The 14,184-nt window shown below is 63.1% G+C and carries 10 protein-coding genes; 4 read left to right on the top strand and 6 right to left on the bottom strand.

Features of this window, described 5'->3' with window-relative positions; genetic code table 11:
- The first annotated feature begins 68 nt into the window (after window positions 1-68).
- Entirely contained in the window at window positions 69-842 is a 774-nt protein-coding gene (gene hisF / locus QLG02_RS13805) for an imidazole glycerol phosphate synthase subunit HisF (RefSeq protein ID WP_010633929.1), read from the top strand.
- On the top strand, window positions 835-1,470 hold the full coding sequence (hisIE, locus tag QLG02_RS13800; RefSeq protein ID WP_226031724.1) for a bifunctional phosphoribosyl-AMP cyclohydrolase/phosphoribosyl-ATP diphosphatase HisIE: 636 nt from the start codon (window positions 835-837) through the stop codon (window positions 1,468-1,470). Before hisF ends, hisIE begins: the two co-directional genes overlap by 8 nt.
- A gap of 63 nt (window positions 1,471-1,533) precedes the next feature.
- On the opposite strand, the gene QLG02_RS13795 is transcribed toward hisIE, so the two are convergent.
- Window positions 1,534-3,159: an acyl-CoA synthetase gene (locus QLG02_RS13795; protein WP_282465434.1), complete on the bottom strand. Its 1,626-nt coding sequence runs from the start codon at window positions 3,157-3,159 to the stop codon at window positions 1,534-1,536.
- Between the two features lie 632 nt (window positions 3,160-3,791).
- Here QLG02_RS13795 and QLG02_RS13790 point away from each other — a divergent pair.
- Window positions 3,792-5,318 carry a YfcC family protein gene (locus QLG02_RS13790; protein ID WP_282465433.1) on the top strand — a complete coding sequence of 509 codons (1,527 nt, stop codon included), beginning with the start codon at window positions 3,792-3,794 and terminating at the stop codon, window positions 5,316-5,318.
- A gap of 60 nt (window positions 5,319-5,378) precedes the next feature.
- Here the strand turns inward: QLG02_RS13790 and QLG02_RS13785 are convergent, their stop codons facing one another.
- Window positions 5,379-5,567 (bottom strand): hypothetical protein, encoded by a 189-nt coding sequence (locus tag QLG02_RS13785; protein WP_017764436.1) that lies wholly within the window; start codon window positions 5,565-5,567, stop codon window positions 5,379-5,381.
- Window positions 5,568-6,070: 503 nt separating this feature from the next.
- Here QLG02_RS13785 and QLG02_RS13780 point away from each other — a divergent pair.
- Window positions 6,071-6,616, top strand: a complete 546-nt coding sequence (locus QLG02_RS13780; RefSeq protein WP_029300832.1) for a glycine zipper 2TM domain-containing protein — start codon at window positions 6,071-6,073, stop codon at window positions 6,614-6,616.
- A 134-nt stretch (window positions 6,617-6,750) separates the two neighbouring features.
- Here QLG02_RS13780 and QLG02_RS13775 read toward each other — a convergent pair whose 3' ends face one another.
- The 4 genes from QLG02_RS13775 to xdhA all read right to left on the bottom strand — a co-directional run bounded on the left by QLG02_RS13775 (window position 6,751) and on the right by xdhA (window position 14,170).
- Window positions 6,751-9,969, bottom strand: a complete 3,219-nt coding sequence (locus QLG02_RS13775; protein ID WP_282465432.1) for an ExeM/NucH family extracellular endonuclease — start codon at window positions 9,967-9,969, stop codon at window positions 6,751-6,753.
- 529 nt (window positions 9,970-10,498) lie between these two features.
- The gene (gene xdhC / locus QLG02_RS13770; protein ID WP_282465431.1) at window positions 10,499-10,984 is read right to left on the bottom strand and encodes a xanthine dehydrogenase iron sulfur-binding subunit XdhC; all 486 of its coding nucleotides are present in this window, start codon (window positions 10,982-10,984) and stop codon (window positions 10,499-10,501) included.
- Window positions 10,981-11,859 (bottom strand): xanthine dehydrogenase FAD-binding subunit XdhB, encoded by an 879-nt coding sequence (gene xdhB, locus QLG02_RS13765; RefSeq protein WP_282465430.1) that lies wholly within the window; start codon window positions 11,857-11,859, stop codon window positions 10,981-10,983. Before xdhB ends, xdhC begins: the two co-directional genes overlap by 4 nt.
- Entirely contained in the window at window positions 11,852-14,170 is a 2,319-nt protein-coding gene (gene xdhA / locus QLG02_RS13760) for a xanthine dehydrogenase molybdenum-binding subunit XdhA (protein ID WP_282465429.1), read from the bottom strand. The genes xdhB and xdhA overlap by 8 nt, the downstream gene beginning before the upstream one ends.
- Window positions 14,171-14,184: the final 14 nt, after the last annotated feature.

Genomic DNA, 14,184 nt, shown 5'->3' with positions numbered 1-14,184 from the left:
CGCCGCCGGGCCCTGGGCCCGTTGGCAACAACGTTAGTTTTAACAGTGCTTTACATGGAGCAACGAGCATGTTGTCAAAGCGTATTATCCCCTGCCTCGACGTCAAAGATGGCGTGGTGGTCAAGGGAGTGCAGTTTCGTAATCACGAGGTGATGGGCGGCATCGTCGAGCTCGCCCGTCGCTACGCCAGCGAGGGGGCCGACGAGCTGGTGTTCTACGACATCACCGCCTCGAGCGATGAGCGGGTGGTGGACAAGAGCTGGGTAAGCCGGGTGGCCGAGGTCATCGACATCCCCTTCTGCGTCGCCGGCGGCATCAAGAGCGTGGAGGATGCCCGCCAGATCCTGGAGTTCGGGGCCGACAAGGTCTCCATCAACTCGCCAGCGCTGGCCGATCCCACCCTTATCACCCGACTGGCCGAGCGCTTCGGCGTGCAGTGCGTGGTGGTGGGCATCGACTCCTATTTTGATGCGCAGAGCGGTCACTATCAGGTCAAACAGTTTACCGGCGACGAGAGCCGCACCCGCACCACCGCCTGGCATACCCTGGATTGGGTGCAGGAGGCACAAAAGCGTGGCGCCGGTGAAATCGTGCTGAACGTGATGAACCAGGATGGCATGCGCCAGGGCTATGATCTCGAGCAGCTCAAGCTGGTGCGGGCCGTCTGCAAGGTGCCGCTCATCGCCTCCGGCGGCGCCGGTGCCATGGAACACTTTCGCGATGCCTTCACCCTCGCCGACGTGGACGGGGCACTGGCCGCCTCCGTGTTCCACAAAGGCCTTATCCCCATTCCCGAACTGAAACGCTGGCTGAAAACCGAAGGAGTTGCCATCCGTGAATAATCAAGCAGTAAACAACGAGCAGTCGCTCGCCGAACGCCTGGACTGGGCAAAATGTGACGGCATGATCCCCGCCATCGTCCAGCATGCCGCCAGCGGCGAAGTGCTGATGCAGGGGTTCATGACCCGCGAAGCACTGGCAAAGACCCAGGCCAGCGGCCAGGTCACCTTCTTCAGCCGCAGCAAGCAGCGCCTCTGGACCAAGGGGGAGAGCTCGGGCCATGTGCTTCAGCTGGTCGCCATCACCACCGACTGCGATCAGGACTCCCTGCTGATCGCCGCCAACCCCGTCGGCCCCACCTGCCATCTGGGCAACCCCTCCTGCTTCGACGGCCACCCCGTGCCGCCCCTTGGCTTCCTGGCCGAGCTCGAGCAGATCCTGGCAGCACGCAAAGGCGCGGATCCGGCCACCAGCTACACCGCCAGCCTCTATGCCAAGGGCACCAAGCGCATCGCCCAGAAGGTGGGTGAAGAAGGTGTCGAAGTGGCACTGGCCGCCATGGCGAAAGACAGGGAGGAGCTCATCAACGAATCCGCCGACCTGCTCTACCACCTCACCGTGCTGCTGCAAAACGAAGGGCTGGCGTTGAAGGATGTGGTACAGCGGCTTTATGAGCGCCACACCAAATAATCGTTGAACTCATATCGACAAAACGGGCCATCAGGCCCGTTTTGTTTTGCTCCTGTCGCAACCTCAACTGCCCAGCTGCTGACGCAGCATAAATTTCTGCACCTTGCCGGTGGAGGTCTTCGGCAGCGGGGTGAAGATGATCCGCTTGGGGGCCTTGAAGTGGGCCATCTGCTCGCGGCAAAACGCAATCAGTTCGGCCTGGGTGAGTTCACGCCCCTCCTTGAGCTTGACGAAGGCGCAGGGCACCTCCCCCCACTTCTCGTCCGGCATGGCGATCACCGCCACCTCGTCCACATCGGGATGGCGATAGAGCACGTCCTCCACCTCCAGACTGGAGATGTTCTCCCCGCCGGAGATGATGATGTCCTTGGATCTGTCCTTGATCTCCACGTAACCGTCCGGGTGCCATACCGCCAGATCGCCGCTGCGAAACCACCCCTCCGCCATCGCCTCGGCGCTGGCGACCGGGTTCTTGAGATAACCCTTCATCACCACATTGCCGCGCAGCACGATTTCGCCCATGGTCTTGCCATCCCGGGGAACCGGCTCGCCGCTGACCGGGTTGATGACCCGCATCTCCCCCTGCAGGGGTGAGGCTACCCCCTGGCGTGCTTTCAGACGCGACAACGTGGTGGCATCCTGCCCCTGCCAGCTTCTTTGCGGTTCGCACAGCACGCAGGGGCCATAGGTTTCGGTGAGGCCGTAAACGTGGGTCACGGCGATCCCCATCGCCTCCATGCCGGCGATCACGGTGGCGGGTGGTGCCGCTCCTGCGGTCATCGCCTTGATGGGGTGGTCGAGCCCGCGCTTGAGGGCCGGATCGGCGTTGTTGAGCATGTTGAGTACAATGGGGGCAGCGCAAAAATGGGTCACCTTGTGCTCGTGCAGTGCCTCATAGATGGCCGCCGCCTGCACATGGCGTAAGCAGACGCTCACCCCGGCCGTCGCCGCCAGCGTCCAGGGGAAGCACCAGCCGTTGCAGTGAAACATCGGCAGGGTCCAGAGATAGACGCTGTGCTTGGGCAGCTCCCAGGAGAGCACGTTGTTGACTGCATTGAGGTGGGCGCCGCGATGGTGATAGACCACCCCCTTGGGGTTGCCTGTGGTGCCGGAGGTGTAGTTAAGCGAGATCGCCTGCCACTCATCTTGCGGCAGCCAGCCTGGCTCATCCCCATTGCCCTCTGCAAGAAACGCCTCATAGTCGAGGTCGCCGACCAGCTCCCCCTCCCGATAGAGGGGATCGTCGATGGCGATGAGCAACGGCGCGAGTTCAATCAATGCCAGCGCCTTGCGCACCACGGCGCCAAACTCCCGGTCTACCAGCACTACCTTGCTCTGGGCATGCTGGAAGATAAAGGCCATCGACTCGGCATCGAGCCGGGTGTTGATGGTGTTGAGCACGGCGCCGCTCATGGGCACCCCGAAATGGGCCTCGAACATGGCCGGGGTATTGGGGGCGACGATGGAGACGGTATCCCCCTCACCGATGCCGCGCAAGCGAAGGGCCGAGGCCAGCTGGCGGCAGCGTCGCTCGGTCTGGGCCCAGCTCTGGCGCAGGGGGCCGTGGATCAGCGCCGGATAGTCGGGGTAGACCCGGGCGGCCCGCCCCAGAAAGCTGATGGGGGTCAGCGTCTGGTAATTGGCGGGATTTTTTTCCAGATCGCGCTGATAGATGTTCTGCTCTGTCATCGGGTTCCTTCCTTGCAGGTAGCAAAAACGGTGCGCTCCCGGGAGCGCTGGCAACCACGTCTGGCGTCCTGCCAGAGGGTGCTTATCGGAGATCACAGCCTAACGCGAGGTGATGGCCACAGGTATTAGCAAAACGTCTTAGAGGCGCCGTGCTGGCGCCGCTAATCTGACCGAACTGCATGCTGGTGCCTGTTTTTTCAGCGACAAATATCGACAGCCAATATCCTCGGCATAAAACCCGGCAAATAATGAATATGCTGATGCTTGCATGCAAACTGGCCATATCTGGTTGCAGGCTTGCCAATATGGATATATTTCGAAACATCGTCATCTGGATATTTATGGCATAAGCAAGCGCATCGGTTTATTGCCAACAAATTAATGGCAAACCTCTCATTAAATATATTTTGTGACGGCTTCCATAAAGCAGGCCCGTAGCGCTGTTCATGCTTCCCCTCGGTGGGTTATGGTTTCTTTGTGAAACAATCTACCGGATGTTCAATATCAGGCCAGATTTCTCGCCATACGATGCGCCACAACCAGTGAGTTTGCGCACTCCCGCTGCATGACGAAGGAACCCTATCGACCCGATATTCCGCCGAGCCCGAACCTGCTTTATCGAGGAGCATTTTATGTGTGCCGAGCCGAATACCCAGACCCGCAGACAATTTCCCACCGCGTTTACCATTTTGTTTTTGATCATGTTGTTGGCCATCGCCCTCACCTGGATAATTCCGGCGGGCGCCTATGCCAAGCTCTCTTATAATGCCGCCAGCCATATGCTGACCATCAACACGCCGCAAGGGGAAACCCGGCGAGTGCCCGCCACTCAGGATGAGCTGACCAGACTCGACATCAATATCGGGGTGGAGCAGTTCGTCAACGGCACCATCCGCAAGCCCATCGCCATCCCCGGTACCTATGAGCGGCTGGCCCAGGCGCCCAAGGGACTCTCCGACGTGGCGGTGAGCATGGTCAAGGGCACCATAGAAGGGGCCGACATCATCGTCTTCATCCTGGTGCTGGGGGGGCTCATCGGCGTCATCAACAAGACCGGCGCCTTCAATGCCGGGCTGGTGGCGCTGTCGCACAAGACCCGCGGCAACGAGTTCCTGTTTGTGGCGCTGGTCTGCTTTGTGATGGCGCTGGGGGGCACCACCTGCGGGCTGGAGGAGGAGGCGGTCGCCTTCTATCCCATCCTGGTGCCCATCTTTCTGGCGCTTGGCTATGACGCCATCGTCTGCGTGGGGGCCATCTTCCTTGCCGCCTCCATGGGCACCACCTTCTCTACCATCAACCCCTTCTCGGTGGTGATCGCCTCCAACGCCGCCGGCATCCCCTTTACCGAGGGGCTGAGCGTTCGCGCCGTTGGCTGTCTGGTGGGCACCCTAGTGGTGATCGGTTATCTCTACTGGTACTGCAAGAAGATCAAGGCCAACCCCGCCTTCTCCTATACCTATGAGGACAGAGAGAGCTTCCGGGCCCGCTTCCTGAAAGAGGGCTCCCTCGATGAAGGGGTCCCCTTCACCCTGCGCCGCAAGATCATCCTGACCCTGTTCATCCTCGCCTTCCCCCTGATGGTGTGGGGCGTCTCCATGGCTGGCTGGTGGTTCCCGCAGATGGCGGCCTCCTTCCTGGCCGTCGCCATCGTCATCATATTTATCTCCGGCCTCAAGGAGAAAGAGGCGGTCGAGGCCTTCACCCAGGGGGCATCAGAACTGGTCGCCGTCTCGCTCATCATCGGGCTGGCGCGGGGGGTCAACCTGGTGCTGGATCAGGGGATGATCTCGGACACCATCCTGGCTTACGCCTCCAGTCTGGTGGCCGGCATGCACGGTGCCGTGTTTGCGGTGGCCCAGATGCTGGTGTTCACCCTGCTGGGGCTGGTGGTGCCCTCCTCCTCGGGGCTGGCGGTGCTCTCCATGCCCATCATGGCGCCGCTGGCGGATACCGTGATGATCCCGCGCTACATAGTGGTGTCGGCCTACAACTGGGGACAATACGCCATGCTGTTCCTGGCCCCCACCGGGCTGGTGCTGGTCACCCTGCAGATGCTCGGCATCCAGTTCAACCAATGGGTCAGGTTCGTGCTGCCCATGGTGGGCTTCGTGCTGGGCTTCGGCGCCCTGATGCTGGTGGCGCAGGTGATGCTGATCTAGGGCACATGGCCCCCGCCCCGGCGGGGGTCATGCCTTATCAAGGGCGCAGATCTGGAAAGCCTAGTGGCGCACCCTGTGCTGCTGGCGAAAACAGAAGAGCTTGAGGCTGATGTCGGCAAGGTCGGCGGGCAGCTCCTGCGCCGTCTCACAGAGGGGTTGATAGAGGGAGTCCAGCAGCCGCTGGGCTTGTTCCCGGGTGATGATGCCGGCCTGCACGGCCGGTTGTATCCATCTTGGCAGCATCGACATATGAACCCCCTTGCTGACCGGATGACCGCAGCCGAACGGGCCTGACTGCGGGTGGCGCCTACCGGCTCACATGGGTGCGGGCCGCCAGAGACGCGCGATTGATCCTCTCTGCCAACAGAGCAAGCATAATGCTTGCCGTGATCTGTTATCGGCCGCCAGCCATCCTGGCAACAGTGATTTATCAAGCGGTTGGCGCACCCTGACTGGCCCTTGTTGACGACTAGGCCCCCCTTGTTTGCCACTGCGCCAGCCGGCGGTGGCAGCAGATTGGTGCAAAATGGGAAAACAGGCCCACCTGAATCGCAAAATGCCACTCGCAGATCGCGTTTGCTGCCTTCCCCCGCCCTTGTCGCCAAAGCCCGACACCTTTTTGACGAGGCTCTTTTCGGTGCAGTCAGGGGCTGTCGTGCCCGCACCGGCCTTGCCTTGTACCTCCTTGCCCTTGTGCCAAGATGACCGCAAGCAAGAGACGCATCCCGTGATGCATTTGAGGAGAAGAGAAAATGAACAAATCCATGTTGGCAGGAGTCGGGATCGGTGTGGCCTCTGCGCTGGCCTTGTCAGCCGCCGCCAGCGGATCCCTGTTTTCATCACAGCCTCAGTTCGCCGAAGTGCTGGCCAGCAAAGCGGTGACCGAGACCATCAAGACCCCCCGTCAGGAATGTCGCAACGTCAGCGTGACCCACCGCAAGCCGGTGCAGGACGAGCACAAGATCCTGGGTACCGTGGTCGGCGCGGCGCTGGGCGGGGTGCTCGGCAACCAGTTTGGTGGCGGCAACGGCAAGAAGGTGGCGACCGCTGCGGGCGCCGTGGCCGGTGGCTATGCCGGCAACCAGGTGCAGGGCAACATGCAGGCCGGTGATACCTATACCACCACCGAGCAGCGCTGCAAGACGGTGCAGGAGAGCAGCACCCGCACCCTGGGCTATGACGTCACCTACCGCCTCGCCGGTCAGGAAGGGGTGATCCGCATGAACAAGGCCCCCGGCGCCACCATCCCGGTCAAGGATGGCAAGCTGGTGATCGACGGCCCCCAGAGCGGCACCTAATCCCGTCGGCGTCTCCAGCTCAGAGGCCCATCCTGGTGATGGGCCTCGCTGTTTTCGGTACTTTGGCCTGCAACAGCAAGGTGGCTGACAACAGAAAGGGGCCCGCAGGCCCCTTTCTCATTGCTCAATCATCCTCAGTGGCGACCGAAGGGCCACCAGGACTTGTCGTTGTCCAGAATGTCGACCCGGGTCTCCTGCAGGTTACCCGGCTGGCCACCTTGCAATGCAGCCAGGCTCACCTTGAACTGCTCGGTCGGCTCAACAAACCAGTCATCGATGATCAGCACCTTGACCGACTTGCTGCCCCCCTCGCCCGCGGCCCAGCTCACCGATTGACCAAACCAGGGCAGGAAATCCAGCCCCCAGCGTGCCGTGACCCCGTCAAGGGCCACCCGGGCCCGGGCCGGCTTGCTCAGATCGCCGCTGCGCACCAGGGGGATCTCGGCAAACCACTGCCCCTCGTTCACCGTCAGGCTGGCGCGCGCCAGCGAGATGGTGGACGGCGCCAGCTTGTCCTTGATGGTCACCAGGGTCTGGTGCTGCTCGCCCAGGGTCGCGCCACTCGGGTCAAACAGCTCCAGGGTAAAGGTCTCGTCCCCCTCGTTCAGGGTGTCGCTCTTCACCGGGATGCTGATGGTCTGGCTGTCGCTCTGTCCGGCGGCCCAGTGCAGGGTGCCGGTAAGCGGCGCCACGTCGTTGGCATCGGCGCTGCCGTAGGCAATGCGGTAGCTGACGCTGGCCTCCCCATAGGTGCCGTCACGGCGCGCCACGCTCAAGGCCAGGGTGTTGCCCTCCTCCACGTTGGCAGCGGCGCTCTCGAGGCTCAATACCCCGGCGGGCGGCAGCGGATACTGAATGGCTACCAGCACGGGATCGTGATCCGAGGCGCTGAAAGGCCCTTCGGATTTCGCCAGCTGGCCGCTGTACTTGCTGCCGTACTCGAAGAAGTTGCTCTCGGCGGAGTTGATGTGCCAATCCTCGATGCCGATCACCTTGGCCGCGAGGCTCGGGTTTGCCAGGGCGTGATCCAGGTTGCCGAGCTCCCCTTCGTAGCTGTAGGAGTAGGTGTCAGTACCGTGGAAGCGGGTGTTGAGGTTGATAAGGCCATACCCCTTGCCAAGGGCACTGCCGCTCTCCTCGAAGGGCTGGCCCGCCAGAGTGGTGAAGGAGGCGCTCATGATCTGGCGCGCCTGGGCGGCCGGATCATAGTTGGTCAGCACCCGGATGGGATCCTCCATGCCGTAGGCGTTCATGTCGCCGATCAGCAGCAGATCCCCGGCCAAATCCTTGAGGTGCTCCCCCAGCACCTTGGCGGCAGAGACCCGCAGCGCATTGCAGTGGCCCTGGCCATCGAGGGGATCGGCAGTGGCGTAGTCGGGATAGTCCTCGAAGCAGGCGGAGCCCTTGGACTTCAGGTGGTTGACCACCAAGGTCAGCGGCGCATCCCCCTTGGGCGAGCTGAAGCGCTGCACCAGCGACTCGCGCATCCCCTGATTGATGGTCACCGGCTTGCCGCTGGCGTCCACCGCCTCGGCCTGCTGCACCGGCAGTGCGATAAGGCTGGCAGCCCCCTCCGGGGTCACCTTGGCGGGTCGGTAGATGAGCCCCACCGTGATGGCGTCGGTGCCAATCGGCTTGCCATCTGGCGAGGCAATCCAGCGGTAGTGATCCGCCTCATCCGGCTGGGCAGCGTTGAGGGCCGCCACCAGGTTGGCGATGGCGGAGTTGTCACCGTAGCCGTTGTTCTCGATCTCCATCAACCCCACCACGTCGGCATTGAGGCGGGTGATGGCGCTGACTATCTTGGTGCGCTGCAACTCGAATTCCGCCACCGTCGGGGCGCCCCGGTTGCTGCCGGTGGGATTGGCATCGCCCCCCACCACAGTGGTGAAGAAGTTGAGCACGTTGAAGCTGGCGACCCGCAGATCCCCCGCCTCGGCCAGTTCCGGCGTTTCCACCCGATCCCAGCCACTGTGATCTATCTGGCTGGCGTCAATGCGGTTGCTGGCCACCAGTCGGAACAGGTTGTAGGAGTAGCCAAGCGCCCCTTCCAGCCCGTTGAGCTTGTCGCCGATGCGCAGGTAACCATCCTCTGCGTTGAAGCCGGGGAACCAGGGCAGCACACCGTCCGGCGCCTTGGCGTCGGTCTCCACCACCAGCTGGTTCTGCTGGTTGCGCAGGGCCCAGTTGCTCGCCTCCTGGCTCATGGCGGCAAATTTCTGGGTCGACTTGATGAGCGGCGCACCATAGGCCAGCACCAGGTTGTTGCGCTTGCCGTCGTAATCGAAGCTGAAGTTGCGGGTGACCACCAGGCTGGAGCCCGGCACCAGCCGTACCTGCATCCCCTCGTGACGCTCCAGCAGCTGGCTCAGGCTCTCACCCGCTACCGGCAGCAGATCCACCGCGGCCGGAATGGCCCCCTGCGGCCGGGTCACCACCAGCTCGTCGGCGTTGAGCTGAGTCTGGTTGAAATACTCCTTCACCTTGCCCGAGACGCACACCTCGGCCCCCGGCACGACGGCAGCATTGGCCTTGGTGCTGTAGACGAAGAGGCCGTCGGAGGTGGCCGGATCGCCGTCCCCCAGCTCATCTTGAATGAAGAAGCCCTTGTAGAGACCGCTCACCACCTGGGTCACCACGCCGCGGGTGGCGTAGGCCTGTTCCGATTCGAACTTGCCGGCCGGCACCAGCGGGCTGCTGGTGCCTGAACCCTGAATGGCGGGCACCGGCACCAGGCTGTCCACCGGGCAGACGAAGGCGGGCGGCTGGGTGCCATCGCAGGGACCATCGCCACTGCAACCCAGGCCACTGGCGTCATCTTTCGGGGCGGCCACGTATTCGAGCGCCGGATCGAAGGGGGCGGTTGCATCGGTCCGGCCGGTGGTGACGGTGGCCTTGCGGCGCAGGGTCATGTCCAGAGTCGAGACGTTGCCCGACACCCAGGCCGTGCCCGGATCCACACCGACCTGGCCGAAGCTGTCCACTATCTCGCTGCCGCGATAGAGCACCAGGGCGTCGTCACCGTTGAACACCAGGTTGCCGCTGGTGCGATTGGCCTTGGCCAGGATCTCGCTGCTCGCGGAGGGGTTGGCCAGCACCAGGGTGGCGCCCGGGGCCAGCGTGCCTTGCAGCGCCAGGCTGTTGGTGGGCGATTCGCTGATGGGTTTGCCGTTGGCGTAGAGCGCCAACCGGTATTGGGAGAGATCGACGAGGTCGCCGCCGAGGTTGCTCAGCTCCACCGCCTTGTTGTTGCCCGATCCTTCCAGGTATTCGCTGATGAGCAGCTGTGCCTGTGCCGGTCCCGCCAGCGCCAGCCCGACGGCCAGCGCTACCAGAGAGTGTCTTCCTGACATGCCAGTTTCCTTTTTCTTTTTGATGTTATGTTTTGCGCCCCGCCAGACGGGCCGCAGCACCTGATTACAACCCTGATTGCGCATCATGGCAGCCTCGGCCGACCATGGCGCCTACTCTGCCCGTTTGCGCGAAGGGTCGCCGCGAGCTGGCTAACAATTACAGAAAAATGTTGCGCCCACGTGACAAAAAAGGGGGCTTTTTTCAGAACCCTCGCCACTATTTTCCGTTATTTCCCACCCGCCGGTATTTGCTGCCGCCAATAGGCAAAGGCGGCGCACAAGATGGCGACACAAGCTGACATATCGCGTAAAAACAGTCGCTTGCCACCCCACCAGCTGCCGCACGCAGCAGCCTGTTTATTATTCAGGCGAGCAGGCGAACGACACGGGATAAGTGCCCCCCATTGCCCGCCCGAAATAACGGGATGCGCGCTTGAGCGGCGGGGTGAAAATAACCTCCCGGCCTATTTCAGGCGCTGTCACCTCGCTGCCGAACACGGTTTGAGAAGCTAATCGAGGGGCGAACCCATCACCCCTTGCAGCACTTCTTCACCGCCCGCACCACGTTCTGATAACCGGTGCAGCGGCACAGATTCCCCGACAGGCCGCGGCGGATCTCCGCCTCGGTCAGCGGGCGGCGATCTGTCTTGTCGAGCAGGGCCGCGCTCGCCATCACCAACCCCGGGGTACAGAAGCCACACTGCACCGCCCCCTCGTCGATAAAGGCCTGCTGCACGTCGGAGAGCTCGTTGCCTCTGCGCTCCCCCTCCACGGTGCGAATGGATTTGCCATCGGCCCACACCGCCAGATAGAGGCAGCTGTCGATGGCCGTGCCATCCACCCGCACGGTACAGGCGCCGCACTCGCCAACACTGCACCCCTCTTTTACGCTGATAAGCCCCAGCCCGCGCAGGAAGTGAAGCAGCGACATGGTGGGCGACACCGCATAGGAATAGGGTTTGCCGTTGATCTCGCACTGGATCGCAACAGTGGGACAGCTTTGCGGTTGCATCATAGGATCTTGCCTCCGGCACGTTCGACGGCGCAGGCGACCACCCGCTGCGCCAGGGTTTTGATGAGGTGCAGGCGAAATTCCTTTTCTGCCCGCCAGGAGGAGCGCGGCGCCACATCGGCCACCACCGCCTCGGCAATCGCGGCCAGGGTGGCGCTAGTCAGCGGTTGCCCCTCGGCCGCCGCCTCGGCGTGCGGGGTGCGCACCGGCGTCGGGGCCGCCACCCCGTAAGCCAGCCGCAGGCGCTTGAAGTGACCATCCTCAATCTGGCAGTAGGCGGCGCAGCCGATGGTGGCGATGTCCATGGCCCCCCGCATGGCGTATTTGAAGTAGTGGGAGCCCACCTGGGGGTGCGCGTCCGGGGCAAAGTGGAATGCCACCAGGATCTCCGCCGGTTGCAGAGCCACCTTGCCGGGGCCGGTGTGAAAACCGGCGATGGGGATGCGGCGCGTGCCATCGGGGCCGGCGATCTCCAGCTCTGCTTCCAGCGCGACCGTGGGCGCTGCCGAGTCGGCACTGGTGGCGCCGTTGCAGATGTTGCCGCCATAGGTGGCGACGTTGCGGATCTGCGGGCCGGCGATGGTGGCGGCGGCTTCCGCCAGCATCGGCAGGCGGCGCTGCACCAGCTCGTTTTCAATCAGCTCGGTAAAGGTGGTGCCGGAGCCGATGCGAATCGAACCGTCGGCCAGCTCGCTCACCCCCTTGAGCTCGGGCAAGTCGTGAATATCGACGATATGGCGATAGGCGGCGTTGAGGTGATGAAGCTGGATCATCACATCGGTGCCACCGGCCAAGAGGCGCGCCTCGGGGTCAGCCTGGCGCAGGGCGACCGCCTCGGCCACGCTGTGGGCCTTGTAGTAACGGGCAATATCAAACATGGCGTTGCTCCTCCCCTGCTCCCTCGCCAATCAAACCCGCCGCGACAAACTCCCGGAACAGGGTCTTGGGGGTGATGGGCAGCTCGTTGATGGCGACGCCGGTCGCCATGCGAATGGCGTTACGGATGGCGGGGCCCGGCGAGATGATGGGCGGTTCCCCCAGTGATTTGTGGCCATAGACAGACTGGGGCTCGTAGGTCTGCACGAAATCGCATTCAAGCTCGGGCAAATCCAGCATGGTGGGGAACTTGTAGTCGAGCAGGTTGGGGTTGCGCACCACGCCAGTCTTGGCGTCGATGATCATCTCCTCGAACAGGGACCAACCGATCCCCATCCCCATGCCACCGTGCACCTGCCCCTCTGCCAGCTGCGGGTTGAGGATCTTGCCCGCATCGTGCAGGTTGAGAATGCGATAGATGGTCACCTTGCAGAGATCGATATCGACACTGAGATCGACAAAGGTGCAGCCAAAGCTCGGCGGGTTGGTGGTGGTCTTGTGGGAGACCTCGGAGGTGATCTGGCCGCCGATGGTGAGGTGGTAGTAGGCGTTGACCGACACCTCGGCGACGCTTATCAGCACCTTGTCCGGCGCACCGGCCAGCACCACGTAGCCATCGATCAGGGTGAGCGACCCCACATCCTGATGGCAGAGCTGGGCCGCCAGCGACAGGATGCGCGCCCGCAACTGCAGCGCCGCCTGATGGATGGCGGGGGCCGCCACATAGCTCTGGCGCGAGGCGAACGAACCCGGATCGTAGGCGGTGATGTCGGTGTCCTGGGTCGAGATGACCCGGATCTGCTCGAACGGGATCCCCAGGGTCTGGGCCGCCATCTGGGCAAAGATGGTGTCCGACCCCTGCCCTATCTCGGTGGCGCCGATCTGCAGATTGACGGTGCCATCCTGATTGAGCAGCATGCGGGCGCCGGCAATTTCGACCCCCACCGGATAGGTGTTGGATCCATAACTGAAACAGGCCACCCCGATGCCGCGCCGTACCCGGCTCGCCGGATCCTGTGCCAGACATTCGGCCTTGAGCCGCTCCCACTCGAACTGCTCGCCACCCCTGCACAGGCACTCGGGCAAGCCCGCGCTGTAGATGGTCTTCTGGTTGACCTGATTGACGTCCCCCTCGCGGGCCACGTTGGCGATGCGCACCGCAAGCGGATCCAGCCCCAGCTCGGCGCAGGCATCGTCCAGCATGCATTCGAGGGCAAACACCACCTGGGGCGCGCCGTAACCGCGCATGGCCCCGGCGGTGGGCAAATTGCTGTAGAAGGTTTTGGCGTCATAGCCAAAGGCGCTGCGCGGATAGAGGTAGCTTATCTTGTTGGCACCGGCGCTGGCGATGGAGTGGCCGTGGGAGGCATAGCCGCCAGTGTTGGAGAGCACGTCCAGCTGATAGCCCTTGAGGGTGCCATCCCGGTTGATGCCGAGGGTGCCGTCGATGGCAAAGCCGTGGCGGGTGCGGGAAGCAAAGAAGCACTCCTCCCGGCTCAGGGTCACCTTGACCGGCACGCCGCCGAGCTGGTAGCTCAAAAATGCCGCCATCGGCTCTTCCAGCACATCCTGCTTGTTACCAAAGCCGCCGCCCATGTAGGGCTTGATCACCCGCACGCTGGACCAGGGCAGACCGAGGGACTTGGCCACCCGGCTGCGCACAATCTGGGGGATCTGGGTGCTGGTGACGACGATGATGTGGTCCGGCTGATCCATGTAGGCGTAGCAGGTGACCGTCTCCAGATGGCAGTGCTGCACCACCGGCGTCTGGTAGTGCCCCTTGAACTGCAAGTCGGCGGCGGCGATGGCCTGTTCCGGCTCACCCGCCCGGATCTGGCTCTGGCGCAGCAGGTTGCCGGTCGGGTGGATGGGACAGGCCCCCTCGGCCAGGGCGCTGGCCGCATCCGTCATCACCGGCAGCGGCTCGTAGGTCACCTTGACCAGGGCGGCGGCCTTCTCGGCCACCAGGGGATCGCGGGCTACGACGATGGCGACGCCATCGCCAAAGTGACGCACATGGTCGGTGAGCAGGCGGCGGTCTTTCACATCCCGCTTGGTCTCATCGAGGGACCAGGCGTGACCGGCGGTGCGAAAACAGGTGGTGGGCACATCCTCGTGGGTGAACACGGCTTCAACCCCGTGCAGCGCCAGCGCTTCGCTGGCATCGATGGTGAGCACCTTGCCGTGGGCGATATGGCTTCGCACGTACTTGGCGTGGCGCATGCCGAGCATGATGTTGTCGTCGGTGTAGCGGGCGCTGCCGGTCACCTTGGCCTCGGCATCCACCCGCTTGAGCGGTAATCCTATGGACATATGCAAGTCCTTTG

It is taken from the genome of Aeromonas sp. V90_14, from assembly GCF_029967615.1.
In the GTDB taxonomy this organism is placed as follows: domain Bacteria; phylum Pseudomonadota; class Gammaproteobacteria; order Enterobacterales; family Aeromonadaceae; genus Aeromonas; species Aeromonas hydrophila.
Note: the sequence above shows the minus strand (reverse complement) of the source record. Positions and strands in the feature narration are given on the sequence as shown.

Bases quoted from the DNA above. Each gene is read 5' to 3' on its own strand.
- hisF (WP_010633929.1), top strand. From the start codon at position 69: ATGTTGTCAAAGCGTATTATCCCCTGCCTCGACGTCAAAGATGGCGTG.
- QLG02_RS13795 (WP_282465434.1), bottom strand. From the start codon at position 3,159: ATGACAGAGCAGAACATCTATCAGCGCGATCTGGAAAAAAATCCCGCC.
- QLG02_RS13790 (WP_282465433.1), top strand. From the start codon at position 3,792: ATGTGTGCCGAGCCGAATACCCAGACCCGCAGACAATTTCCCACCGCG.
- QLG02_RS13785 (WP_017764436.1), bottom strand. From the start codon at position 5,567: ATGTCGATGCTGCCAAGATGGATACAACCGGCCGTGCAGGCCGGCATC.
- QLG02_RS13780 (WP_029300832.1), top strand. From the start codon at position 6,071: ATGAACAAATCCATGTTGGCAGGAGTCGGGATCGGTGTGGCCTCTGCG.
- QLG02_RS13775 (WP_282465432.1), bottom strand. From the start codon at position 9,969: ATGTCAGGAAGACACTCTCTGGTAGCGCTGGCCGTCGGGCTGGCGCTG.
- xdhC (WP_282465431.1), bottom strand. From the start codon at position 10,984: ATGATGCAACCGCAAAGCTGTCCCACTGTTGCGATCCAGTGCGAGATC.
- xdhB (WP_282465430.1), bottom strand. From the start codon at position 11,859: ATGTTTGATATTGCCCGTTACTACAAGGCCCACAGCGTGGCCGAGGCG.
- xdhA (WP_282465429.1), bottom strand. From the start codon at position 14,170: ATGTCCATAGGATTACCGCTCAAGCGGGTGGATGCCGAGGCCAAGGTG.